The organism is Chryseobacterium polytrichastri (assembly GCF_900142445.1).
Taxonomy (GTDB): Bacteria; Bacteroidota; Bacteroidia; order Flavobacteriales; family Weeksellaceae; genus Chryseobacterium; species Chryseobacterium polytrichastri.
Map to the genome: position 1 here is coordinate 15,224 of NZ_FRAV01000038.1, position 23,647 is coordinate 38,870.

Consider the following 23,647-nt stretch of genomic DNA (forward strand, 5'->3'; position numbering starts at 1 on the left):
CGTGTCGAAGTATTTTATTGGTAAACTGTTACATTGTTAAATTATTAAATTATTACAATAAAAGATGGATATAGACGGATTCAGAGCCGAATTAGAAACAAGGCTTTTCATTGAAAAAGAATATATAGTTCAGGAGTTTTCTATGATTGATGATGATCAGGAAAAGTTTGAGTTATTGGGCAGATTTAATGATAAATACAAAGAGCTGATTAAACGGTTGGCTCTTGAAAATGGTATTGATTTAAATGCTTCTTATCAAAATGAACCTAATCCGTCAAACTCAGAGAACCTTTCATATGAGCAAATAATTCTAGGCAAAACCATGAGTATTTATGAAAAGTTGGCTGAAGAATTATATGACAAAATAACAAGCATAGATTAGAAATGAATCCAAGACAAGTTGCAGATTATATGTTCGAGCAGGATTATTTTTCCCAGTGGATGAATATCAAAATGATCGAAGTAAAAGAAAATTATTGTTTACTAGAAATGCCCATTAAAAAAGAAATGTTGAATGGGTTAAAAACGGTTCACGGAGGTGTAACGTTTGCTTTTGCAGATTCTGCATTGGCATTTTCATCCAACAGTTCTGGAGATGCGGCGGTTGCTTTAAACTGTATCATCAATTTTACCAAAGCCGGTAAAGAAGGAGACGTTTTCAGAGCAGAAAGTATCTTAGAAAACAATACCAGAAAAACAGCTGTTTACGATATTAAAATTACCAATCAAAACAACGAACTGGTTGCTAAATTTGTCGGAACAGTCTACAAAATTGGAAAAAAAGTAACAGAATTGTAATACACCAAATTAAAACTCACAAATCAATTAAATGAAGCAGTTTTTTTTATTATTTTTTGGTTTATCAACACTTTTAATAAGTGCCCAAAAGCAAAAAATGAACGAAGGTTTAAAAAAAGAACTTGATGAAATCATGAGATTAGATCAAGGCTACAGAATGCTTTTTGATACAGAAATCACTCCTGAAAAAAAAGATGAAATACTGAAAGATCTTCATATTGATAAGGAGGAGTTCAGAAAAAAGGATTGGCAACTTGTTGCAGAACAAGATAGTATAAACCTACATAAAATTGAAAATATCATTTCAAAATACGGGTACCCTGGTAAAAGTTTGGTAGGAGAACCTACCAATCGAGCGGTGTGGTATGTTATTCAGCATTCTAAAAAGATAGGAAAATACCTACCCATAATAAAAGAAGCCGGGGAAAAGAAGGAAATACCATTTACGTGGGTTGCTATGATGGAAGATCGGTTTTTGATGCATGAAAATAAAGAACAAATTTATGGAACTCAGGGTGCTGGAGAAATGAAATTAGATAAAAGTGGGAAAGAAGTATTTTTCAATTTTGTTTGGCCCGTGAAAGATATCAAAGATGTTAATAAAAGAAGAAAAGAGGCTGGTTTTGACTCTACTTTTGAAGAAAATATAAAAAGAATGTTTGGTCAAGATTTCAAATATGAACCCTATACCATACAACAAGTGCTACAACTGAGAGAAGATTTCAAAAAATCATCACCAAAAAATAAATAAAAGTAATTGAACTATAAAGAATTTGAGAACCATTTTTAATGCTGTATTTTCTTCTCAAATTGGACACATTTTCAAATTAAAAATATTATGAACAACGTATATATCATAGATTACATCAGAACTCCTATTTCAAAGTTACAGGGAGGTTTATCAGAAGTTAGAGCCGATGATTTGGCAGCAGTTGTCCTTAAAGAAATTGTTGCAAGAAACCCTGAGGTTCCTGTTAATGAAATCGAGGATGTTATTTTCGGATGTGCTAACCAAGCGGGTGAAGATAACAGAAACGTAGCAAGAATGGGACTTTTATTGGCTGGACTTCCCTATAAAATTGGAGGAGAAACGGTAAATAGATTATGCGCTTCTGGAATGTCAGCGGTAGCAAATGCTTTCCGTTCAATTGCTTCAGGAGAAGGTGAAATTTACATTGCGGGTGGAGTAGAGCATATGACACGTTCACCTTATGTAATGTCAAAACCGAGCGCAGCTTTTGGTAGAGATAGCCAGATGTTTGATACCACTTTCGGATGGAGATTTGTTAATCCAAAAATGAAAGAATTATACGGAGTTGACGGAATGGGAGATACTGCTGAAAACTTAGCAGATATGCATAACATCAGCCGTGAAGATCAGGATAAATTTGCTCTTTGGTCTCAGCAAAAAGCAACCAAAGCCCAAGAGAGCGGAAGATTAGCGGAAGAAATTGTAAAAGTTGAAATTCCACAAAAGAAAGGCGATCCAAAAATTTTCGATAAAGACGAATTCATCAAACCAACTTCTTCAATTGAAGGACTGGGGAAACTTCGTCCGGCTTTCAGAAAAGAAGGAACGGTAACGGCAGGAAATGCTTCAGGAATGAATGACGGAGCAGCAGCTCTTATTTTAGCAAGTGAAGAGGCTGTAAAGAAATATGGATTGAAGCCAAAAGCTAAAATTTTAGGATCTTCCGTTGCAGGTGTTGAACCAAGAATTATGGGAATCGGACCTGTTGAAGCGACTCAGAAATTATTGAAAAGATTAAACCTTTCTTTAGACGATATAGATGTTATTGAACTGAATGAAGCGTTTGCCGCTCAATCTTTAGCGGTAACTAGAAGTTTAGGTTTACAGGATGATGACGCAAGAGTAAATCCTAACGGAGGCGCTATTGCGATTGGTCACCCCCTTGGAGTTTCGGGAGCAAGAATCATCGGTTCTGCAGCAATTGAACTTCAAAAGCAAGATAAAAAATATGCATTATGTACGCTTTGTATCGGTGTCGGACAAGGTTATGCAATGGTGATTGAGCGTGTCTAAAACGATATCTAAATTTTTAGCGTTAAGCAAATTTTTCAATTTGTAGCATAAAAGTTTACAGTCTTGAATTTTTGTTTCTTTTGTTTCAAGACAAAAGAAATTAATAATAAAACTAAATAAAATGAATATCTACTCATATCACGGCATTCGCCCTATCATAAAGCCTTCTGCATATATTCACCCTCAGGCGGTGATTATTGGAAATGTGGAAATTGGCGAAGAAGTTTATATCGGTCCCAATGCGGTAATCCGTGGCGACTGGGGTAAAATTATTATTAAAGACGGAGCCAATGTTCAGGAAAACTGTACGCTTCATGTTTTTCCGGGGATTGAAACCATTTTAGAAGAAGGTGCGCACATCGGTCACGGTGCAATTATTCATTCAGGACACATCGGTAAAAACTGTTTGGTGGGAATGAATTCAGTAGTGATGGACAAAGCCGTAATTGGTGATGAATGTATTATCGGAGCGTTGGCTTTTGTTCCTGCGAACTTCAGATGTGATGCAAGAAAATTAATTGTGGGAAGTCCTGCAAAAATCATTCGTGATGTTTCTGATGAAATGATTAAATGGAAAACAGAAGGAACAAGATTATATCAGGAGTTGGCTAGAGAAGGAAAAGAAGCTATTCTACCTTGTGAGCCATTTACAGAATATGTTGAGCAGATTCCGACAAAAATTGTTGATTACAGCATTTGGGATGATGTGAAATAATTACCTATAACTAAACCTCATAGGTTTTCAAAACCTATGAGGTTTGAATAATAAAACGCACAAATGAAGAAAAAAAATGTCAAATACAGAAAGTTTTGAATATGGCTATGTGTATCATATTTATACTCATGCAAACGGCAAAGATTTAATTTTTCGAGAAGATGAAAATTATAAATATTTTTTAAGCAAGCTTTTAAAATATATTATTCCAATAGCTGAAATATATGTGTATTGCTTAATGCCAAATCACTTTCATTTATTAATAAGGTTTAAAGATTCAGACCAAGTGTCAAATGAGGATGAGCATAAATATTTAATGAGGCAGTTTAGTAATTTATTAAATGGTTATGCAAAAGCATATAATAAGAAATACAATAGAAAAGGATCACTTTTTCTTGATTTTTTAAGACGTAAAAGAGTAGATGATGAAAAGTATTTGATTAAATTATTACATTATATTCACAATAACCCGGTCAATCATGGGTTTGTTGAAAATATTAATGAATGGAAATATTCATCTTATCATTCTTACATTAATTTCACTAAAGAAAGTAAAATTGAAAGAGAAGAAATGATGCAATATTTTGAGACAATAAAAGATTTTGTAGAATACCATAAATCAAATGTTGAGTATGATTTTCTAACAATTGAATAAAATAGAGTTCAACTCAAACCTCATAGGTTTTTTAAAACCTATGAGGTTTTGAAAGGACAATTAACAAATAAATAAAGTATGATAAAAAAGCTTCTAATTTTCTGCAGTATTATATTTATATCCCAATCTCTGGTTTTAGCCCAAAATGGAAATGTAAAACCCTTAACTATTGGAGAAATCAGAACCATAAAGTCTAAAGTTTTAAACGAAGAAAGAACATTAAATATTTATCTTCCGCTAGGATTTGATAAAACGAAATCTTATCCGATCATCTATCTTTTGGATGGAAGCATGAATGAAGATTTTATTCACGTTACAGGATTGGTGCAGTTCTTTAATCAAATGTATGCAATGCCGGAAACGATTGTGGTGGGAATTGCCAATATCGATAGAAAAAGAGACTTTACTTTTCACACCGATTTAAAAGATTTACAGAAAGATTATCCTACGACGGGGCATTCAGATAAGTTCATCAATTTCCTTGAAAAAGAATTAAAACCTTATATCGAAAGTCAGTTTAAAACAACGGATAAATACTTATTCGGTCAATCTCTTGGCGGACTTTTAGCAACAGAAATTTTGTTAAAAAAGCCTGAAATGTTTAATAACTATTTTATCATCAGTCCGAGCTTGTGGTGGGATGATGAAAGTCTTTTGAAACAGGCTCCTCAATTATTATCCAAAATTCCGGATACTAAAAAATTCGTTTATGTTTCTGTGGGAAAAGGCGAACATCCGGTGATGGTAAAAGACGCAGAAGATTTCTATGATGTTCTAAAGAAATCAAATAAGAAAAACTGGACGGTAGAATATAAAATGATGGAAGGCGATAATCACGCAACGATTCTTCACAGAAGTTTGTATGAAGGGTTGGTGAAAATGTTTCCGTATCAGGAACCGAAATAAATCAATGCTGAAATGATAAATGTTTTAAAGAAATATTGGTTTTTAATATTGATCATTTTAATCATAGTTAATGTTTTTGGATTTCATTTGTTAGGAGAATCACTGGGAATTTCAGATGCTTTGGAACATCTTGAATCAGATGAAGTAATTAAAAATCTTAAGCGCAAAGATTTCTTTTACACGGTATTTATTGATTTCTTTTTAATAATAGATTTTTGGATAATTCTTTTTGTGCCTTATCTGGTTATTAGAAATATTGTTGGAAAAATTAAATGTAAGTAAAAAGTAAAAAACTATATGGAAAAGTTAAAAAACTATATTCACGGAGAATGGATTGAAGGTACCGGAAACGGAATTCCTTTATACAATGCCGTGACGGGAGAGCAAGTTGCTGTTTCAGATACTGAAGGGCTGAATTTTGAACAAGCACTTGATTATGGTAGAACGGTAGGGTACAAAAATTTGTCTTCAATGACTTTCTACGATCGTGGAGAAATGTTGAAAAAAGTGGCGCTTTACCTTTTAGAAAGAAAGAAAAAATATTACGAATTATCATATAAAACAGGAGCGACTCACGCAGATTCTTGGGTTGATATTGAAGGAGGTTTTGGTACGTTCTTTACGTATTCAGGATTGGCAAAGAGAATGCTTCCCAACACTCCGTTTTGGGTAGATGGGGAAACTCAGAAAATTTCGGCAAACGGAACTTTCTTAGGAACTCACATTTTAACGCCAAGTGAAGGTGTTTCTGTACAAATCAATGCATATAACTTTCCTGTTTGGGGAATGTTGGAGAAATTATCAACTTCATTGTTGGCGGGTGTTCCATCTATTGTGAAGCCATCTCCTTTTGGTTCTTATTTGACCAATGCAGTTTTTCAGGATATGATTGAAAGTGGAGTTCTTCCTGAAGGGGCCCTTCAATTGGTTTGCGGGGAGCCGGGAAATATTTTGGATTATGTTCAGGATGGAGATTCTGTATTGTTTACAGGTTCTGCAATAACAGGTAGAAAATTAAAATCTTTGCCGTCTGTTTCAGGGAATTCTGTTCGTTTCAATATGGAAGCAGATTCCTTGAACTGTTCAATTCTTGGATTGGATGCAAAACCGGGAACTCCTGAATTTGATTTGTTCATTAAAGAAGTTCGTACAGAAATGACAACAAAAGCGGGTCAGAAATGTACAGCCATTAGAAGAATCATAGTTCCTGAAAAACTAATTGGGGATGTTCAGAATGCTTTGTCTAAAGCTTTAGATCAAACTAAAATCGGAAACCCATTAAGTAAAGATACAAGAATGGGCTCTTTGGTTGGGAAACAGCAATATGACGAAGTTGTAAGAAAAATAAATATCTTAAAAACTGAAAATGAACTCGTTTATGATGGGAAGCATGAGCTTGTAGACGCAGACTATGAAAATGGGGCATTTATGAGTCCTAAATTGTTCTTAAACGATTCTCCATTTACAAAAAACATCTCTCATGATGTTGAAGCTTTCGGTCCGGTTTCTACTTTGATGCCTTACAAAGATGCTGAAGAAGCTGCAGCGTTGGCAAAAAGAGGAAAAGGAAGTTTGGTAGGTTCTATTGTTTCTCATGATGAGAAATTTGTGGCAGAAACTTCTTGGAAAATGGCTTCTCAACACGGTAGAATTTTCGTGTTAAACAGAGATAATGCAAAAGAAAGTACTGGTCATGGTTCTCCACTTCCGACATTAATGCACGGAGGTCCTGGTAGAGCAGGAGGAGGCGAGGAAATGGGTGGATTGAATGGTCTTCATTTCTTCCTTCAAAAAACAGCAATTCAAGGTTCTCCGGATATTTTGACGGCGATCACAAAAGTATATCAGCAAGGAGCAGAGAAAAAATATGCAGACAAACATCCTTTCCAGAAATATTTTGAAGATGTTGAGGTTGGAGATTCGTTGGAAACAGCAGGAAGAACGGTTACTGATGCAGACATTGTGAATTTCTCTAATGTTTCTTGGGATCATTTCTACGCACATACAGATGCTACGAGCTTAACAGGAACTATTTTTGATAAAACGGTAGCGCATGGATATTTCATCCTTTCTGCAGCGGCTGGATTATTTGTTTCAGGGAAAAAAGGACCAGTTATCGCGAACTACGGATTAGAAAATTGTTCATTCTTCAAACCTGTTTATGCGGGAGATACGATTACGGTTTATTTAACAGCTAAAGAAAAAATCAACAGAGGAGTAAAAGGAAGAAATATTCCTTCCGGTGTGGTAAAATGGCTGGTTGAAGTGGTGAATCAAAGAGAGGAAGTAGTTTGTGTAGCGACCATTTTAACGTTGGTAGCAAAACATTCTCCTTTTATTGATCTTAAAAATGTTCAGAAAATTGTAAAAGGTTTAACTGAGTCAACTCAACCAACCTGGGGTAAAATGTCTCCTCAACAAATGATAGAACATTTGGAACATGGTATTTTGGTAAGTTTAGGCGAGCCTGAAGCTGATAAATGTTTCACTCCTGAAGAACAATTAGAAAAATGGCAGGATTCTCTTTATAATCACAGAAAGATGCCGAAGGATTTCCCAGCGCCATTCTTAGCTGAAGATGAAAAGTTACTGGAATTAAGACATAAAAACCTAGATGTTGCAAAACAGTCTTTCCTAGATAATTTGAAGAAATTCTCAGTGTATTATAAAGAAAACCCACAAGCTGAACACATGAATTTTGTATTCGGAAAACTAAACAAAGAAATGTGGGAACTGATGCACAAAAAACATTTTACCCATCATTTTGAGCAATTTGGATTGATTTAATTCAATATAAAATATAGATTTATAATCCCTTTTGGTTTTTACTGAAAGGGATTTTTTTAATACTTTTAATCCTTGTCAAGGTTCCAAACCTTGACAAGGATTAAAACAAAACACACAAATGACAGACATTAGAACTACTCCCATTGAAGCAGATCGTTTTTACCATATTTATAATCGTGGAATTAACGGTGAAAATATTTTTAAATCCGATCGGAATTATTTATTCTTTCTTAGTAAAATTTCTGAATTTCTTACTCCGGTTTGCGATGTTTATTCTTATTGTCTTATGTCTAATCATTTTCATCTTTTAATTAAGATAAAATCTGATTTTGAATTGGAGAGCCTTGTCAAGGTTCCAAACCTTGACAAGGCTTCTGTAGGGCTTCATTCACCACAAAATATTTTTTCAAAACAATTTGCTAGAATTTTTAATTCTTATTCACAAGCTTTTAATAAAGAAAACAATAGACATGGAGCTTTGATAGAATCTCCATTTAAAAGAAAATTGATTACTTCAGATGAATATTTAATTAATACAATTATTTATATTCATCAAAATCCACAGAATCATTTTATTACGAGTGATTTTTCAATATATAATTTTTCTTCTTATCAATCCATTTTAAGTCATTCTAAAACTTTATTGAAAAGAGATGAGGTTATTGAGTTGTTCGATGATAGAGAAAATTTTATAGCATCGCATAAAAAAATGATTGATTTTGAGTTTTAATTTTGCTTCTGCTTCTGAAGTCAATTGCAAGTTTCCATCCTTGTCAAGGTTCAAAACCTTGACAAGGATTGTTAGTGCTCAGTACAAAATATTAGTTAAAGAAATGTTTTTAATTAAAAATGATAATTACTTTTACAGTAAAATCAGAATCTCATTTATTTAAAACAAAATATGGAACTACAATTTTTCAAAGACTTTGACTTTACCGATTTCTGGAGTGAAAGCAGTTATTCAGTAAGAGATTATATCGAAGAATTTCCCGATGATGAAATGATTACATCAATTGAAAATGAATTAGGCTATAAACTTCCTGCTTCTTATATCGAATTGATGAGAATTCAGAACGGAGGATTAGTAGACAAAAGCTGCTTTCCTACAACAGAAGAGAATTCTTGGGCAGATGATCATATTGCAATTACCGGAATTATGGGAATCGGAAGAGAGAAAACATATTCTGTTTGCGGAGAACTCGGAAGCCAGTTTATGATTGATGAATGGGGATATCCTGCAATCGGAGTCTATATTGCAGATTGCCCTTCTGCAGGGCATGATATGATCTTACTTGATTATTCGAAGTGTGGAAAAGACGGCGAGCCGGAAGTGGTGCATGTAGATCAGGAAGCTGATTATAAGAAAATTTTTCTGGCAAAGGATTTTGAAACATTTATTAAAGGATTAAAAGACGAAGACGAGTTTGATGCCGAGTAAATAAGCTGTATTTTTAAAACTTACAATTAAATCATAAATAGTGAAAATAATGAACGAAAACTGGATGCAAAAGTGGGAAGAAGTGAAAAATATTATGGTTTGTCCTACAGACCTGGAGACCTATTTTACTTCCGATGAAATTCTGGGACAGAAAATGGAGACGATGGAAATCGGAAATGTTTCTCTTCCTTCCGGAAAAGTGGTGGTGAGAGATCCGTTGGTTTCTCTGAATGCGAATCAATCACCTTATTTTATTCAGGCTCCGAAAGGAAACTTTCCTGTGACGATTGCTGTGGTGAAATCTGAAGATTGGGGAGACAGATATGCTGTTGTGAAAGTGGAGTTTACCAAAGAAAAGCCTGTTGTTTACAGAGAAGCCTTAGTTGGAATTGAAGAATTGGAAGGCGTAACCGAAGATGATTATTTTGGTTTCGGAGTGGATGCTGGTTTAGGTTGTATTACCGATAAAGAAGTACTTCCTTTTGTAGATGAATTTATAGATGCAACAGATGTAGACAACGTTTACGATGATTATTTTGCCGAAATTTTTGCACAAAGCTATAAAGATCATCCGAACAATCAGAGAGAAGCAGGAGACTGGATTAATTGGACGGTTCCCAATACAAATTATCAGATTCCGATGTTTGCAAGTGGTTTTGGTGACGGTAGCTATCCTGTTTACTTTGCTTATGATGCCAATGAAGAAATTTGTGGTTTATACATTCAATTTATTGATGTTGAATTGGCTTTAAGTGATGAAGGAGACGAGGACGATGTAGACTATGTAGACGGCGATGATGATGATCAACCTGAAAATTTCGTTTTTCTTAAAAACTAAATATGAATAAAACTTTTGCTGATCAAGTTGTTCACTTCAATAAAAATCTGGAATATGCAGGAAATCTTCCTGAAGGTTTTCAAGTATTGAATCCGTATTTAGATAATCCGGAAACGATGGAAGTCATGCAAAAGTTTTATCAAAAATATTATAACGATTCCAACAAAAGAAAATTCATTATTGGGATCAATCCAAGTCGTCATGGAGCAGGAGTGACGGGCGTTCCGTTTACCGATACCAAAAGGTTGGAAAGTATCTGTGGAATTACAATGCAGTCTGCTCATACGCATGAGATTTCGTCTGTTTTTATGTATGATATGATTACAGCATACGGCGGTGTAGAAGAATTCTACAAAGATTTTTATATCAATTCTCCATTTCCTCTAGCCATTGTAAGAAAAGCAAAAACCGGTTGGTTGAATGCTAATTATTATGATGATAAAAAGCTATTCGAAGACGTGAAAGATTTTATGATTGATTCTTTAAGGAAACACATCAACCTAAATCTAGATACTTCGGAAGTTTTTATTTTAGGAAAGAAAAATGCAGACTTTATTTCCAAACTCAATAAAGAAGCAAAGCTTTTTGATAGAATGACGGTGTTGGAACATCCCAGATATATTCAGCAATATAAATTGAAAGAAAAAGAGATGTATATTGATAAGTATATTGTAGCATTAAAAAATGAGGTGGAATGAATTCGTTTCCGGAAAATCTAAAATTTAAATATAATTGGAGAAAATATCAGAAAAATTTTCTGGATAATGTTGACGAATATCTTACAGATAACCATCTTCATATTGTAGCTCCTCCAGGCTCTGGGAAAACGGTTTTGGGATTAGAGGTAATGATAAGACTTAATAAACCCACATTGATTGTTGCGCCAACTTTAGCCATCAGAAATCAGTGGATTCAAAGATTTGGAGAGCTTTTTCTCAATACAGAAATTATTCCTGATTGGATTTCTACTGATATCAAAAATCCCGGTTTTATTACCGTTACTACTTATCAGGGAATTCATGCTGCTTGCAATACTATAAAAGACAACATTAATGAAGAGGCTGATGAAATTTCTTCTCATTATACAATTTCAGAACTTGTAAAGAAATTAAAAAAACAGAAAGTGGGAACCTTTATTTTAGACGAAGCCCATCATCTTAAAAATGTATGGTGGAGAAGTTTAATAGATCTAAAGGCTGAAATTAATCCGACGATTGTTGCGCTTACTGCAACGCCTCCTTTTGATGTTTCAGGTGCGGAATGGCAAAAATACATTCAGTTGAATGGCGCTGTGGACGTAGAAATTTCAGTTCCGGAATTAATGATAGAAGGAGATTTATGTCCGCATCAGGATTTGGTCTATTTTACGTTACCGACGCAAAAGGAACAATTGAAAATTGAACAGTACCATATTCAGGCGAATGAATTTTTTGAAGAAATTAGAAATGATGATGTTCTTTTAGGAACCATCGAAAATCATTCTGTATATCAAGATCCCCAACTGCATTTAGAATGGATCTATGAGAATGTTTCTTCTTATACTTCAGGCTTGGTTTACATGAACTTCAGAGGGAAGGAAATTTCGGAACTTCATTTTGAAATCATCGGCGATGAACAAAAATTTATCCCCGAATTTGATTTCTTTTGGTTTGAAGAGTTACTTGATTTTTATTTATTTGTTGACGGAATCAATTTTAAAGATTCCGAGGAATATCGCACGGATCTTGAAAATAGATTAAGGAGACATGGTTTTCTAGACAAAAAAAGAGTTGGTTTTTTTGATAATAAAAATGTATCACAGATTCTTAATTCCAGTATAGGAAAACTTCAGGGAATAAAAGATATCGCCGACTTTGAATATTCTGTTTTGAAGGAAGATTTGAAAATGGTGATTCTTACAGATTTCATCAAAAAAGAATACCTAAGTACTGAAAGAGAAAATACCTTCGATCTTGATAAGATGGGAGCTATTTCTATTTTCGAAAAATTAAGAAGAGAAAATTCCCAACAAAAAAAGGTTGGTGTTTTAACGGGAAGTATAGTAATTATTCCTAAAACCTCTCTTGGATTATTTAATGATCTTTGCCTTAAAAAAGGGATTTCAAAAGTTTCTGTTTCTGAGCTTTCTTATGATGGCGAATACTTTTTAGTAAATCTTTCAGAGTCTGTAAAACATGATATTGTGCACATTGTTACAGAAATTTTTCAGAGCGGTGAAATTCAAATTTTAATAGGTACAAAATCGCTGTTAGGGGAAGGTTGGGATGCTCCTAAAATGAACACTCTCATCTTGGCAAGTTTCGTAAGCTCATTCGTTCTCTCTAACCAAATGAGAGGTAGAGTAATAAGAACACAGAAAGATAATCCTGAGAAAACCGGAAATATTTGGCACCTGATATGTTTTGATGAGCATAGCGAAAATGGTGGGCAAGATTTTGATATTGTAAGAAAACGATTTAAAACATTCGTTGGTATTTCAAGTAAAGACAATCCTACCATTGAAAATAATTTTGAAAGATTACATATCAAGACTATTGAGAATAACCGTGGAATTTCTTTAATTAATCAAAATACATTTGTTTCTGCCGGGGATAGGAAAAATCTTTCTAAACGATGGAAAATAGCCCTAGATAAAGGAGATATCCTTGTGGAAGAAATACAGATTCCTTTTGAAGAGCTGAAAGATAATGAGAAAATTAAGATGAAGTCTCTTGGCAAAATGATCACAAACCTATCAGGAGCTGCTGTTTCTGCTTTTGTGATGTTTTGGTGGGATTTGTTGATGGGAATGTTTCGATCTGCTAAATCTATTAGTTCTGTAACGAGCTTTTCATGGTTTGCATTTTTGTTCGGAGCCGCTGGATTCTTGATATATGGAGGGAAGTTTTACAGGGCAACAAAGCAATATCTTAAATACAGAAACATAGCAAAGCATATTGAATTAATAGGAAATATTGTAGTAAAGGGATTAATCAATGAAAGAATTATAAGAACACCTCTTGAAAAACTGAAGGTCGTAAGTTCTGCGGATCATTACAAAAATACAGTTTGTCATTTGGAAGGTGGAAGTAATTATGAGAAGTCTCAATTTATTCAGACGTTACAGGAATTAGTTTCTCCTGTTGATAATCCCAGATATTTGTTGGAGAAAAAAGAAAGTTTCTTGTTTGTAAAGAAAAATAGCTATTATCCACTACCTGAAGTCTTTGCTAAAAATAAAAGAAGTGCAGAGTTTTTCAGTAAAACTTGGAGTGAAATGATGGAAGCTTCTGATTTAATTTTTACCAGAACAATTGAAGGTAGAAAGATACTGCTTACATTAAGATTTCAATCATTAATGAAAAGAAACGTAAGAATTGAACATCTTCATAAATGGACCAGATAAAATGAGAATCTCCTGAAATATTAGAATCACAAGATGGCACATGAATTTTGTATTCGGAAAATGAAATAACGAAATGCAGAAAGTGATACATGAAAAAATGATACATCAGTTTGAGTATTTTAGATTATTCTAGTGAAATAAATTAACAATATAAATACGGAGGTTTGATAAAAAAAATTGCATTTTTTTATTATTGATAAGAAAATTTCATACTATTTGTAAACTGAATTAGAATGTTATACGTTTTAATATTTAGTTCAAAATAAATGGTATTTTTAAACTAAAAACATGGATGAAAATTGGCTTAAGAAATATGAAGAAATAAAAGATCTTCTTGTTTCCCCTAAAGACTTAGAATTGTATTTTACTTCCACGCAGATAGGTTCTGTAGAAATGGAAGTGATGGATGTCGGAAATGTTTCTTTGCCCTCAGGAAAAATAATAATCAGAGATCCAAATGTCCTTTTAGAAGAAAATGAACGTCCTTTTTTGATACAAGCTCCAAAGGGAAATTTTCCTGTAAAATTGGCAGTTATAAAAACAGAAAATTCCGGAAGCAGATATGCTGCGGCTAAAATTCAGTTTACGGATAATCAACCAATGATTTACCGTGAAGCATTAAAGGGCGATGAAGATATTGAAAATTATGAAAAAGGTAATTTTTTCGGATTCGGAGTAGATACTGGGCTGGCTTTTATTACAGATGCAGAAGTGTTTGCTCATTTTTTTACATTTAGAGGTGGTGATATTCCGGATGATAAATTCTTTGATTATACAACGGAGCTATTTGAAAATAGTTATCAAAAAAATCCACAAAACCAAAGGGAAATTGGAGATTGGATCAATATGAATATTCCCGAAACACCTTATCATATTCCAGTATTTGCAACTGGTTTTGGAGATGGTGGCTATCCTGTATATTTTGGATATGATTCGCAAGATCAAATCACCGGATTGTATATTTATTTTATTGATGTTGAATCACTTTTTTAGTCTTAAAAAATAAAGATCCCTTGAAGTAATCAAGGGATTTTATCACAATTGTGTAATTAGAATCTTCGTGGTACAACATGCTTATGTTAAAATTTTCATGGTTATTAGTTTTTTAACTATACTATAAGCTATTTTTTTATGATCTTATAAGATTCTGAGGGTGTTTTTATGATATAAACTCCACTTGGAAGTTCGGCAATGTTTGTTTCATTGATTCCTTTTTTAAGGTCTAGACTTTTTACAAGTTTGCCTTCTTGGTTATAAACTTGAGCTTTAGTATTTTCTTCAGTTGTCATCGAGAATTCACCACTTGTAGGGTTTGGATAGATGCTGGTCTTATCTTTTACTTTAGCATCATTTGTTCCTAAGACAATACCGGAATCTTTTACCCAAGTAAAGGCATCAAATCCAAGATAGCGATAGTCTCCACCGATGGTAAGTCGAAGCTCATCCACAATAATATTGGAATAGTTTTGTCCATTCAGATTAGTAAGATCAATTAGGGTATATCCATTTGTCGTTCCCAAAGATGTTGCAAAACCTGTACTTTTAGTTTGGGTAAATTTGGTTATACCATTTAATCTTCCGGTAACTGTAAGAGTTCCTGAAGCATTTTGATTGATAAGATAATTAGCTAGAAATACCCAAAATCTATTTACTTTAAACAAGTTTGAAGTTGTTTTTATACTAAAAGAAACATTCGCATTCGCATCTGTTGCATATCCTGTATTATCAATGTACCTATTGTCATTTGATGTGCCATTCCAACCAGTATTGGGATAGTTAGCAATATCAAAAATGGAGGCAGGAGCATTATGCGAGATAATATTGAAAATTACTCCATTATCCGTAAAACTTGTACTTCCACTGGATTCAGTTTCGAAAACTTCTGTACTTGTCTGCGCAAAGGTAAAAAGGGAAATGAGCAGACTACAGATCGTGAAAAAAGTAGTGCTTTTCATGATGTTAATTGTTTAGGTTGTTTATAAATTTAACTTTATGGTCTTGAAGGGTAAATACCTTCAACACAAATGATATAGTTTAATCCTAAGTAAGGAGGCATATTGTTAATAGGCAAATTCTGACCAATAAATGAAACAGATTTTGCATTAATAACAGTATCAGGGTCACCGTCTACATAGCTTGGTATTGGATGAAATTCTCTTCCGTTTGGTGTTCCGGTAATTGCTAACGAAGAACCAGAAGAAGGTGTTATAGAATTTGCATTCGCATTTGCTACTTTTACTTGGCTTATAAAGCTTGGTAAGTTTGAACTCAAAAGAGTAGTTTGTGCAGAACCCGACATCTCACCAAGGTCATATGTTTTTCCTGTGTTTGAACTTCCCGATCCAATAGGGTAACGTCCGTTAAGATTAGGGAGCGCGAAAGTAGATTGTCCATCACCACCATAGGTAGTTCCTATTAATGAATAAAGTGCAGAATTGTTTGCAATGCTTAATAAAGCTCCGTTGCAGAATAAGAAACCTCTAGGGGCAAAGTTTCCTGCGAATAATTTGATAGTGCCCATTAATTCTTCCATGATTGTATAGTTTTTTCAGTTATTGATTTTTTTAAGTGCATTATAGATTGTAAAGCTTATGGTCTTGAAGGATAAATACCTTGTACACAGATAATGTAGTTTAATGCTAAGTAAGGAGGCATATTGTTGACAGGTAAATTCTGACCCGTAAAAGAAACAGATTTAGGATTGATAGCCGTATTAGGATCACCATCTACAAAACTTGGGATAGGGCTGAATTCTCTTCCATTCGGTGTTCCTGTGATTGCAATTGATGAAGTTGCAGAAGGAGTGATGGAGTTTGCATTAGCATTTGCTACTTTTATCTGGCTTATAAAGCTGGGTAAGTTTTGCTGAAGAAGAGTTGTTTGTGTAGTTCCTGCCTGTACTCCTAAAGGATAGTATTCGTTCGCGTTTACATTACCTGATCCCAAAGGATAACGTCCTTTTAAATTGGGTAAAGCGAAGGTTCTTATACCATCACCACCATAGGTAGTACCTAAAATTGAGAAAAGGGCAGAATTGCTTTGGATTTGCAATAAGCTTCCATCGCACATTAGATAACCTTTAGGGGCAAAGTTTCCTGCAAAAACTTTAATTACTCCAATCATTTCGTCCATGATATTATTTTTTTCAGTTTTAAATGTTCTTACTCTTTTATAAGGCTTTTCAGATTCCGCCGGTTGTTGGTGTTTATTAACAAGTCAAAGGAACGATATATATAAAACGATAGGTAGAGTAGAAAATACCAAATTGGGTACTCCGTATTTTTACTGAATGGATAGCGGATTTTATGAAAGAATACTTATTTTAATTTTCATTAAAAGCTTCGTATTTAGTATTTTTGTAAGAATCTAATTATAATTAAAAAATGAACGAATTCGTAGTTTCAGAACTGAAAAACAATATCGCCGAGATCACATTCGGAACTCCAAAAAGTAATTCTCTTCCCGGAGCAATTTTAGAAAAGCTGGCTCAGACCATTTTAGATGAAGGTGCCAAGGATGAGGTAAAAGCTATTCTTGTGAAAAGTGAAGGAGAGAAAGCTTTTTGTGCAGGTGCAAGTTTCGACGAGCTTTTGTCTATTGACGTGCTGGAAGCATCAACAAAATTTTTCGGTGGCTTTGCTAAAGTTTTAAACGCGATGAGAAATTGTGGCAAAATTGTAGTGGTAAGAGTTCAGGGAAAAACAACAGGAGGTGGAGTAGGCCTTGCTTGTGGTGCTGATTATTGTTTCGCAACAAAAGATTCTGCTCTGGCGTTAACGGAAATCAATTTAGGAATTGGGCCATTTGTAATTGGACCTTATGTTGAAAGAAAAATAGGAAAATCTCAATTTTCGGCAATGGCGATTGATGCAGATTTCAGATCAGCAGAATGGGCAGAGCAACATAATGTGTATCATTCGGTTTCAGAAAATATCGAAGAGATGGATGCTAAGTTGGAGAAATTTATGCAAACGTTAGCAACAAGAAGTAGTGATGCTTTGGCTTTAATTAAAAAAGTATCTTGGGAAGGAACAGATCATTTTAATGAATTAATGCCTGCAAGAATTCATATGAGTGCAAGTTTGATTCTTGAAGATTCTGCAAAGAAAAATATTGAATCTATTAAAGAGAGATTGAGAGCAAAATAGGTATTAATCTTTTAAATATATATAGCCGTTGAAATTTTCAGCGGCTTTTTATTTTACTAAAATATTTCTTCATTTTAGAAAAAAAAGTTTGTAGATCAAAAATAAATTCTAACTTTGTAATTCAAAGTTCTTTATATGGATTCAAAAAACTATCACGAAGATCTGTCACATATTCGTTCCATGATGGAGCGTTCTTCCAGATTTATTTCATTAAGCGGATTATCCGGAGTGGTTGCTGGTTTGGCTGCACTTATTGGTGCCGGTTATGTGTATGTTGTTTTTCAGAGAGAGGGGATTGACTATTTTGATGGTAACAGAAATATATTTAGCCCGGCTCTAGTTCGCGAATTGGTTATTATTGGAACTTTGATTCTGTTTGTCGCTGTTCTCAGCGGATATTTTTTTACTGCTAATAAAAGTAAAAAGAAAGGACTGAAAATTTGGGATGCTACAACCAAAAGATTGTTGTTCACTTTTAGTGTTCCTTTGGTAACGGGCGGAATGGTGTGTTTAGCTCTTCTTTATCACCATCTCTTTGTTTTAGTAGCCCCTGCAACTTTGATTTTTTATGGACTGGCTTTGGTAAATGCGGAAAGATATACTTTAACGGATGTAAAATACTTAGGCTACTGCCAAATCGTTTTAGGGCTACTTTCCATATTCTTTTTAGGATGGGGATTGTTGTTTTGGGCGCTTGGCTTTGGAGTTTTACATATTGTGTATGGATTGATTATGCATAAGAAGTATAAATAGCGAGATGGGAATTGGTTTTGTAATACTTATACATCTGATTGTAATATTTATTGTAAGCATTATAATTGCCGTAGTTGGGAGTATAATTACTTATTTTATAAGTAATAAACAAAAAATTGGAAGGAAGATTTCCTTTGCGGTAGTCTCTCCATTTATAGGATTATATACATTATATTTTTGTGGAATTATTGGTTCATCAATTGTTTCTGAATATAAAAAAGTAGATATTGGTATTGGTGATGCTTGGTATGTTCCTCTAGAAAATAATCATCAATTGATATTTATTGATTTACCGAAATATGCTTTTATTGGAAAAGAAGATAATGGACAATTGATCTTGTCGGAAGTAGTTGAAATTGAAGAAAATGGAAGACTTGTTTTTGGAAAAACACTTAATAATAAGTACTTTTCATATAATACAAAAACAGATGAGGTAAAAGATTTTAATAACGAAAAAGAATTAATAATTGCAAATTCTGGTAGAGCGATTAAATTAACAAATGTATACGATTTCTATGCTGTGAAAAGGGATGATATTGCAGGAAATTGGTTTATTGCTGTGGGAATTTTGTCATTAATTATAAGTATTACTGTTTTGTATATACTAAAATTAATAATGGCTATTTAGCTTAAAACTAAGGATTAATATTAAAAATATATTTAGAAAATGATCAATATAAATCAACTCAACAAAGAATTCGAAAGCCGTGTAAGATTGGGCATTATGTCTGTTCTCATGGTGAACGATTGGGTTGATTTCTCAGAAATGAAGAGTCTGCTGGAAATTACAGATGGTAATTTAGCCAGTCACAGCAATGCGTTGGAAAAAGCTGCTTACATAGAAGTGAAGAAAGAGTTTGTGGGTAAAAAGCCTAAAACATCATATAGAGTCACCCAAAGTGGGAGAGAGGCATTTACAGAACATCTAAATATGTTGGAAAAATTAATAGGGAGGTAAGCTCTATATTTTTTTATCTTTTTGCTTTGTAATTCAAAGTTCTTTGCGTCTGATGGAATTAATAATTAATAAAATGAATAACTCAACAATTAAAAATATAGGGAAATATACGTTCTGGACTACTTTTCTTTTAGGAAATATATTTCTTTTCGGTTTTATATTTAGTCATATCATAGAATTTGCAATAGCGTCACTGTTTTTTTTAAGTATTGGAAGTTTAATCAATGCAGTAATATTTTTTGGACTTCTTATTTACGGTGGATTTTATCAAAATCAGTTTGTTGTATGCTTGGAATCAGCTTTAATCATTCTATTAAATATTCCTGTATTACTCTTTTACTCATTCCTTTTTTATAACTAATTAAAATAATAAACTAATGAAAAAATTACGTGTTCAATTTTTGCTTTTCATGTATGAAAATTCTCAAAAGCAATACCGGAAATACTTTAAAAAGAAAAAGAGACAATGGCAGTTTGATGAAAAACAGTTGTTAAGTTTTAAAGAAGATTCATTAGGGAAAACATTAGGTGATTTTTATCAGGCTCATGGTTTTAGAATGATTCCTAAAATGGAAAACCACGATGTCTATCATCTCATTACAGATTACAGCACCAATATTCAGGATGAAATTGCCATGCAATATCTGCTTTTCGGAAACGGAAAAAGAAGTGCTTATTTATTAGGGGTTTTGCTGTTGGGAACTTTTGTCTTTCCGGAATATTATAAAACCTATAGAAAAGCCTTTCAAAAAGGTCGAAATATGAGGTCTTTTCACAATTGGGATTTTGAAAATCTTTTATGGCAGAATTTTGATCACTTGAAAGATTTTATTCAGCAAAAACAATCCCCGGTATATTACTAAAAACCAATAACCAAATACTAACATCTAATTTTTTTATTATGAAAACACATCATTATATACTACTCACCACCTTATTATTTGTAATCTTATTTTATGACGAAAGTGTGGGATTGAATCTAGGAATTCTGGGAATTATTTATGCTTCCCTTACCTTATATAAAACGCCTGAAAGAAACAGAACTCGAACATTTCTTATTCTTTTTGTAACGAGCATTCTTTCCAGTATTGCATTTGCTTGGTATGGAGATTTTCCATCATTTTTGGCGATTGCAAGTTCACTTTTACTGTTATCTTACAGATCAAAGAACAGAAGGCTAAAAATACTTTTCCTTATTCCTGTTTTTGTGGTCAACTGCTTTACGTTTCTTTGTCGATTTTTCAATTTTGATAAATGGTTACCGAAAAGAAATATCCCAGGATTATGGCAGAAAGCATTAGCTTTTGTATTGATTCCGCTTGTGCTGTTGGCTATTTTCTTTGGAGTTTATTCTGCTGGAAGTGATCATTTTGCGAATTTGTTTAAGAATATTGAGTTGGACATTAACTTTTGGCAATTTGTATCAATCACCGTTTTAGGCTTTTTCTTTGCATTTAATTATTGGAATTATTCGGTTGAAAAGCTGATTTACAAACAGAATCATTTATTAGATGATAATTTCAAGGAAGAAAATAAAATTCAGAGATCAACCTATTCTTTTCTGGATCTGGATGCTGAAAGAATGAGTGGAGTTATTTCTTTCTTTTCATTAAATATTTTATTGATATTCTTTATTGCCACCTATAATTATGAACAGTTTTTTGAAGCAGTAAAGACACCAAATCAACTTTCTGCAGAAACACACGAAAGAGTAAATGCAGTAATTGTTTCAATCGTATTGGCAATTTTGGTGATTATGTTTTATTTTAAATCGAGTTTTAATTTTGATCCTAAAGCCGGATTGCTTAAAATTTTGGCCAAAATATGGATTGTATTAAATATAATTCTTGTTCTTTCTGCAATGATGAAAAACTATGAATATGTTATTAATTCTGGTTTTACATATAAAAGATTGGGGGTTTTCGGATTTTTAATTTTATCATTAATTGGTTTGATTCTGACATTCATTAAAATTCAAATGAAAAAAAGGAATGCCTTCTTATTTAATACAATGATTGGATATGTGTATGGAACTATTTTAGTGTGTAGCTATTTTAATTGGGGTGGCTTCATAACTTCTCAAAATATAAAAAGCAATCATTTTGATTATTATTACCATAAAACTGCGGTTAATTTCAATGAAGAATATCTGCTAAAATATGCCAGAGAAAATCATTCTGAAGGCATAGAGAAAGATATTATGGAAAGAGTAAGATTTTATCAGAAAGAAAGCTTTCTGTCAAAGGTTATTTATTATCAAACAATTAAATGATTTATTTGAAAATGATGAAAAAATTAAAGAATAACCAAAGGTTTGAGATAACAATCTTATTGATATTGATGACATTATTTTGTTTCAGCCTTTCAGTTTTTAGATATTATTTAAGTGATACAAAAGTGTTTTTCTTTCTGAACTGGAATTTGTTCCTAGCATGGATTCCGATTATAATAAGTAGCTTTTTATTGATATTTCACATTAAAAGTAAAGTTGCATTGGCTTTTGCTATTGTAGTTTGGATATTATTTTTTCCTAATTCACCCTATATTCTGACCGATCTTTTTCATTTAAGAACAAGAAATTCAGTGCCTATTTGGTATGATCTTATAGTTATTCTTTCATACGCTTGGGCAGGATTGATTTGTGGTTTTATAAGTTTATTGGATATCGAAAAAATGCTTTCATCCTATTTTAAAAGATCAACAATTAGTATTATTGCTGTTTTGTTTCTGTTTCTAAGCAGTTTTGGAGTGTATCTTGGAAGATTTTTGAGATGGAACAGTTGGGATGTTTTGAACAATCCTTTTGGGTTATTTAATGATATTGCTGTGAGATTTGTTTATCCGTTAGACTATACAAAAACGTGGGGAGTTACTGTTTTAATGGGAATCATGCTCAATTTTATGTACTTCATGTTGAGAGCTATTAGAAAGGATACTTTTAGTCCTGAAAAATAACAAGCTAAGCATTTTTTAAGGTTTTAATATACTTTATGGAACAATTTTAGCTTCTGAATAGCATCATGAGCAATTAAAGCTCAAGTGTATCATTTAAAAATAACTATTATGAAAAAATCCTTATTGTTGATCCCATTGATTATTATTTCTTGTAAAAAAGAAGCAACTATTACGGAAACTCCGAATAAAGATTCAATGATGGTCACAGAAATGCCAGAACCCAAAGTAGATTCTGTAGCAATAAGAAAAAAAGATTCTATCATCAATAATTCTCCGGTCACAAAAGAAGTACTGCGTTCGGGGGTGATGAGAAATACGAAGAAAGGCCAGATTATAAGAACGGCAGATGCTTCCCAACTTCCGTTTACACTTGGTGAAGAGTTTACGAAAGATAACCAAGAACTGATTTTAAAAATTACAGATTACGAAAAATCTGATATCAAGGCTAAAATTGTAACCAATCAAAAAGATTTTAACATTAGATTTAACCAAATAAAATTGCCTAATGGAAAGTATGACGGCCCTTTTGGAAGAGAGCTTACGCATGAGATTTCAGGAAAAGGGGAGGTTTGGCTTATTATCGGAAAAAGTAATATGGCTTCTGGAAATGAAAAAGGTAGTTTTAAGGTAAGTGTAGAATAATTTTTGGTACAATTTCTGTAAGTTATCCTGCAAAAGAATTACTATTATGAAAAATATGTTTTTAACAGCCATTGTGGCTTCTACAGCTCTTGTAAGTTGTGGAACTGTTCAGTCACTGGTTCAGAATACATTTCCTTATACAACTAATGTTTTAATTTCTACCGGAGTTCCTGCTGATAAAGAGGTTTCTTCTACGGCAACTGCTACCAATGTACAGACTTGGGTGGGAGGAAATAATAATGCGAAGATCAAAGATGTAAGAATTTCTGATGCTAAAATTTCTGTAGTTTCTCCATCCGGAGGAAATTTGAGTGCCCTTAAATCTATAAAAGTATATGTTTCTTCAAGCGGTACAAAAGAAAGATTAGTGGCATCACGTTCTCCCATTTCTACAAATGCAGCAAGTTTAAATCTAGATCTTAATGATACAGGATTTTTAGATGAAGTGGTAAAAAGTTCAGGTCTTACAGTAAGAACGGTTTACGAATTGAAAAATCAGACAAGTTCAGATATGAACTTAAAAATCGCACTTAATTTCAGCAGTGTTCCTGCGAAATAGTTTTTATAAAAGTTTATTGTAACAAACACGTCTCTCAAAATTTTGAGAGACGTGTTTTATTTTATG

At 33.1% G+C, this 23,647-nt stretch carries 27 protein-coding genes; 24 read left to right on the forward strand and 3 right to left on the reverse strand.

The genetic code is table 11. The annotated features are described in order from the left end of the window. Positions 1-64 precede the first annotated feature (64 nt). The 15 genes from BUB80_RS18850 (at position 65) to BUB80_RS18920 (ending at position 14,559) form a co-directional block, all read left to right on the forward strand. Positions 65-382, forward strand: coding sequence for a hypothetical protein (locus BUB80_RS18850; RefSeq protein ID WP_073296308.1), 318 nt, complete (start codon positions 65-67; stop codon positions 380-382). Positions 383-384: 2 nt separating this feature from the next. After that, positions 385-798 (forward strand): PaaI family thioesterase, encoded by a 414-nt coding sequence (locus tag BUB80_RS18855; protein ID WP_073296311.1) that lies wholly within the window; start codon positions 385-387, stop codon positions 796-798. Positions 799-895: 97 nt separating this feature from the next. Further along, a complete protein-coding gene (locus tag BUB80_RS18860) occupies positions 896-1,549 on the forward strand; it encodes a DUF6624 domain-containing protein (RefSeq protein WP_139262782.1) in 654 nt (217 codons plus the stop codon). A gap of 87 nt (positions 1,550-1,636) precedes the next feature. Beyond that, entirely contained in the window at positions 1,637-2,842 is a 1,206-nt protein-coding gene (gene pcaF / locus BUB80_RS18865) for a 3-oxoadipyl-CoA thiolase (protein ID WP_073296316.1), read from the forward strand. A 121-nt stretch (positions 2,843-2,963) separates the two neighbouring features. Further along, positions 2,964-3,557 (forward strand): acyltransferase, encoded by a 594-nt coding sequence (locus tag BUB80_RS18870; RefSeq protein ID WP_073296319.1) that lies wholly within the window; start codon positions 2,964-2,966, stop codon positions 3,555-3,557. A 76-nt stretch (positions 3,558-3,633) separates the two neighbouring features. Beyond that, positions 3,634-4,212 (forward strand): transposase, encoded by a 579-nt coding sequence (locus BUB80_RS18875; protein ID WP_073296322.1) that lies wholly within the window; start codon positions 3,634-3,636, stop codon positions 4,210-4,212. A 78-nt stretch (positions 4,213-4,290) separates the two neighbouring features. Then, positions 4,291-5,118 (forward strand): alpha/beta hydrolase, encoded by an 828-nt coding sequence (locus BUB80_RS18880; protein WP_073296324.1) that lies wholly within the window; start codon positions 4,291-4,293, stop codon positions 5,116-5,118. A gap of 12 nt (positions 5,119-5,130) precedes the next feature. Further along, on the forward strand, positions 5,131-5,400 hold the full coding sequence (locus tag BUB80_RS18885; protein WP_139262785.1) for a hypothetical protein: 270 nt from the start codon (positions 5,131-5,133) through the stop codon (positions 5,398-5,400). Positions 5,401-5,415: 15 nt separating this feature from the next. After that, entirely contained in the window at positions 5,416-7,905 is a 2,490-nt protein-coding gene (gene paaZ / locus BUB80_RS18890) for a phenylacetic acid degradation bifunctional protein PaaZ (RefSeq protein ID WP_073296328.1), read from the forward strand. 118 nt (positions 7,906-8,023) lie between these two features. After that, positions 8,024-8,635, forward strand: coding sequence for a transposase (locus tag BUB80_RS18895; RefSeq protein ID WP_073296331.1), 612 nt, complete (start codon positions 8,024-8,026; stop codon positions 8,633-8,635). A gap of 171 nt (positions 8,636-8,806) precedes the next feature. Continuing rightward, complete coding sequence (locus BUB80_RS18900; protein WP_073296334.1) at positions 8,807-9,343, forward strand: SMI1/KNR4 family protein; 537 nt, start codon at positions 8,807-8,809, stop codon at positions 9,341-9,343. A 49-nt stretch (positions 9,344-9,392) separates the two neighbouring features. Continuing rightward, complete coding sequence (locus BUB80_RS18905; RefSeq protein ID WP_175549631.1) at positions 9,393-10,181, forward strand: DUF4241 domain-containing protein; 789 nt, start codon at positions 9,393-9,395, stop codon at positions 10,179-10,181. 2 nt (positions 10,182-10,183) lie between these two features. After that, positions 10,184-10,879 carry an SMUG2 DNA glycosylase family protein gene (locus tag BUB80_RS18910; RefSeq protein WP_073296340.1) on the forward strand — a complete coding sequence of 232 codons (696 nt, stop codon included), beginning with the start codon at positions 10,184-10,186 and terminating at the stop codon, positions 10,877-10,879. Beyond that, the gene (locus BUB80_RS18915; RefSeq protein ID WP_073296343.1) at positions 10,876-13,566 is read left to right on the forward strand and encodes a DEAD/DEAH box helicase family protein; all 2,691 of its coding nucleotides are present in this window, start codon (positions 10,876-10,878) and stop codon (positions 13,564-13,566) included. The genes BUB80_RS18910 and BUB80_RS18915 overlap by 4 nt, the downstream gene beginning before the upstream one ends. A 288-nt stretch (positions 13,567-13,854) precedes the next feature. Next, on the forward strand, positions 13,855-14,559 hold the full coding sequence (locus BUB80_RS18920) for a DUF4241 domain-containing protein (RefSeq protein WP_073296346.1): 705 nt from the start codon (positions 13,855-13,857) through the stop codon (positions 14,557-14,559). A gap of 128 nt (positions 14,560-14,687) precedes the next feature. On the opposite strand, the gene BUB80_RS18925 is transcribed toward BUB80_RS18920, so the two are convergent. From BUB80_RS18925 to BUB80_RS18935, 3 genes are read right to left on the reverse strand one after another with little or no spacing between them, the layout of a single operon-like run. Beyond that, the gene (locus BUB80_RS18925; RefSeq protein ID WP_073296349.1) at positions 14,688-15,521 is read right to left on the reverse strand and encodes a T9SS type A sorting domain-containing protein; all 834 of its coding nucleotides are present in this window, start codon (positions 15,519-15,521) and stop codon (positions 14,688-14,690) included. 35 nt (positions 15,522-15,556) lie between these two features. Further along, positions 15,557-16,099, reverse strand: coding sequence for a phage tail protein (locus BUB80_RS18930; RefSeq protein WP_073296351.1), 543 nt, complete (start codon positions 16,097-16,099; stop codon positions 15,557-15,559). A 56-nt stretch (positions 16,100-16,155) separates the two neighbouring features. Continuing rightward, positions 16,156-16,698 carry a phage tail protein gene (locus tag BUB80_RS18935; RefSeq protein ID WP_073296354.1) on the reverse strand — a complete coding sequence of 181 codons (543 nt, stop codon included), beginning with the start codon at positions 16,696-16,698 and terminating at the stop codon, positions 16,156-16,158. 251 nt (positions 16,699-16,949) lie between these two features. Between BUB80_RS18935 and BUB80_RS18940 the strand changes: the two genes are divergently transcribed. The 9 genes from BUB80_RS18940 to BUB80_RS18985 all read left to right on the forward strand — a co-directional run bounded on the left by BUB80_RS18940 (position 16,950) and on the right by BUB80_RS18985 (position 23,581). Then, positions 16,950-17,714, forward strand: coding sequence for an enoyl-CoA hydratase/isomerase family protein (locus BUB80_RS18940; protein WP_073296357.1), 765 nt, complete (start codon positions 16,950-16,952; stop codon positions 17,712-17,714). Between the two features lie 135 nt (positions 17,715-17,849). Further along, complete coding sequence (locus BUB80_RS18945) at positions 17,850-18,467, forward strand: hypothetical protein (protein ID WP_073296360.1); 618 nt, start codon at positions 17,850-17,852, stop codon at positions 18,465-18,467. Between the two features lie 4 nt (positions 18,468-18,471). Next, the gene (locus BUB80_RS18950; RefSeq protein WP_073296363.1) at positions 18,472-19,095 is read left to right on the forward strand and encodes a hypothetical protein; all 624 of its coding nucleotides are present in this window, start codon (positions 18,472-18,474) and stop codon (positions 19,093-19,095) included. Positions 19,096-19,134: 39 nt separating this feature from the next. Further along, a complete protein-coding gene (locus BUB80_RS18955) occupies positions 19,135-19,425 on the forward strand; it encodes a winged helix-turn-helix domain-containing protein (RefSeq protein WP_054511899.1) in 291 nt (96 codons plus the stop codon). Between the two features lie 377 nt (positions 19,426-19,802). Beyond that, the gene (locus BUB80_RS18965; RefSeq protein WP_073296366.1) at positions 19,803-20,288 is read left to right on the forward strand and encodes a Coq4 family protein; all 486 of its coding nucleotides are present in this window, start codon (positions 19,803-19,805) and stop codon (positions 20,286-20,288) included. A 38-nt stretch (positions 20,289-20,326) separates the two neighbouring features. Next, a complete protein-coding gene (locus BUB80_RS18970; RefSeq protein WP_073296371.1) occupies positions 20,327-21,697 on the forward strand; it encodes a DUF4153 domain-containing protein in 1,371 nt (456 codons plus the stop codon). Between the two features lie 14 nt (positions 21,698-21,711). Beyond that, positions 21,712-22,380 carry a DUF1361 domain-containing protein gene (locus BUB80_RS18975; protein WP_083547284.1) on the forward strand — a complete coding sequence of 223 codons (669 nt, stop codon included), beginning with the start codon at positions 21,712-21,714 and terminating at the stop codon, positions 22,378-22,380. Positions 22,381-22,488: 108 nt separating this feature from the next. Continuing rightward, positions 22,489-23,022 carry a hypothetical protein gene (locus tag BUB80_RS18980; RefSeq protein WP_073296374.1) on the forward strand — a complete coding sequence of 178 codons (534 nt, stop codon included), beginning with the start codon at positions 22,489-22,491 and terminating at the stop codon, positions 23,020-23,022. 46 nt (positions 23,023-23,068) lie between these two features. Then, positions 23,069-23,581 carry a hypothetical protein gene (locus BUB80_RS18985; RefSeq protein ID WP_073296377.1) on the forward strand — a complete coding sequence of 171 codons (513 nt, stop codon included), beginning with the start codon at positions 23,069-23,071 and terminating at the stop codon, positions 23,579-23,581. Positions 23,582-23,647: the final 66 nt, after the last annotated feature.

Excerpts from the sequence above, each read along its gene's own strand:
- BUB80_RS18860 (WP_139262782.1), top strand. The coding sequence starts at position 896 with ATGAACGAAGGTTTAAAAAAAGAACTTGATGAAATCATGAGATTAGAT.
- BUB80_RS18855 (WP_073296311.1), top strand. The coding sequence starts at position 385 with ATGAATCCAAGACAAGTTGCAGATTATATGTTCGAGCAGGATTATTTT.
- BUB80_RS18915 (WP_073296343.1), top strand. The coding sequence starts at position 10,876 with ATGAATTCGTTTCCGGAAAATCTAAAATTTAAATATAATTGGAGAAAA.
- BUB80_RS18910 (WP_073296340.1), top strand. The coding sequence starts at position 10,184 with ATGAATAAAACTTTTGCTGATCAAGTTGTTCACTTCAATAAAAATCTG.
- BUB80_RS18965 (WP_073296366.1), top strand. The coding sequence starts at position 19,803 with ATGAAAAAATTACGTGTTCAATTTTTGCTTTTCATGTATGAAAATTCT.
- BUB80_RS18930 (WP_073296351.1), bottom strand. The coding sequence starts at position 16,099 with ATGGAAGAATTAATGGGCACTATCAAATTATTCGCAGGAAACTTTGCC.
- BUB80_RS18945 (WP_073296360.1), top strand. The coding sequence starts at position 17,850 with ATGGATTCAAAAAACTATCACGAAGATCTGTCACATATTCGTTCCATG.
- BUB80_RS18970 (WP_073296371.1), top strand. The coding sequence starts at position 20,327 with ATGAAAACACATCATTATATACTACTCACCACCTTATTATTTGTAATC.
- BUB80_RS18920 (WP_073296346.1), top strand. The coding sequence starts at position 13,855 with ATGGATGAAAATTGGCTTAAGAAATATGAAGAAATAAAAGATCTTCTT.
- BUB80_RS18975 (WP_083547284.1), top strand. The coding sequence starts at position 21,712 with ATGAAAAAATTAAAGAATAACCAAAGGTTTGAGATAACAATCTTATTG.
- BUB80_RS18935 (WP_073296354.1), bottom strand. The coding sequence starts at position 16,698 with ATGGACGAAATGATTGGAGTAATTAAAGTTTTTGCAGGAAACTTTGCC.
- BUB80_RS18905 (WP_175549631.1), top strand. The coding sequence starts at position 9,393 with ATGAACGAAAACTGGATGCAAAAGTGGGAAGAAGTGAAAAATATTATG.
- BUB80_RS18885 (WP_139262785.1), top strand. The coding sequence starts at position 5,131 with ATGATAAATGTTTTAAAGAAATATTGGTTTTTAATATTGATCATTTTA.
- BUB80_RS18950 (WP_073296363.1), top strand. The coding sequence starts at position 18,472 with ATGGGAATTGGTTTTGTAATACTTATACATCTGATTGTAATATTTATT.
- paaZ (WP_073296328.1), top strand. The coding sequence starts at position 5,416 with ATGGAAAAGTTAAAAAACTATATTCACGGAGAATGGATTGAAGGTACC.
- BUB80_RS18850 (WP_073296308.1), top strand. The coding sequence starts at position 65 with ATGGATATAGACGGATTCAGAGCCGAATTAGAAACAAGGCTTTTCATT.
- BUB80_RS18900 (WP_073296334.1), top strand. The coding sequence starts at position 8,807 with ATGGAACTACAATTTTTCAAAGACTTTGACTTTACCGATTTCTGGAGT.
- BUB80_RS18880 (WP_073296324.1), top strand. The coding sequence starts at position 4,291 with ATGATAAAAAAGCTTCTAATTTTCTGCAGTATTATATTTATATCCCAA.
- BUB80_RS18895 (WP_073296331.1), top strand. The coding sequence starts at position 8,024 with ATGACAGACATTAGAACTACTCCCATTGAAGCAGATCGTTTTTACCAT.
- BUB80_RS18875 (WP_073296322.1), top strand. The coding sequence starts at position 3,634 with ATGTCAAATACAGAAAGTTTTGAATATGGCTATGTGTATCATATTTAT.
- BUB80_RS18980 (WP_073296374.1), top strand. The coding sequence starts at position 22,489 with ATGAAAAAATCCTTATTGTTGATCCCATTGATTATTATTTCTTGTAAA.
- BUB80_RS18955 (WP_054511899.1), top strand. The coding sequence starts at position 19,135 with ATGATCAATATAAATCAACTCAACAAAGAATTCGAAAGCCGTGTAAGA.
- BUB80_RS18985 (WP_073296377.1), top strand. The coding sequence starts at position 23,069 with ATGAAAAATATGTTTTTAACAGCCATTGTGGCTTCTACAGCTCTTGTA.
- BUB80_RS18870 (WP_073296319.1), top strand. The coding sequence starts at position 2,964 with ATGAATATCTACTCATATCACGGCATTCGCCCTATCATAAAGCCTTCT.
- pcaF (WP_073296316.1), top strand. The coding sequence starts at position 1,637 with ATGAACAACGTATATATCATAGATTACATCAGAACTCCTATTTCAAAG.
- BUB80_RS18925 (WP_073296349.1), bottom strand. The coding sequence starts at position 15,521 with ATGAAAAGCACTACTTTTTTCACGATCTGTAGTCTGCTCATTTCCCTT.
- BUB80_RS18940 (WP_073296357.1), top strand. The coding sequence starts at position 16,950 with ATGAACGAATTCGTAGTTTCAGAACTGAAAAACAATATCGCCGAGATC.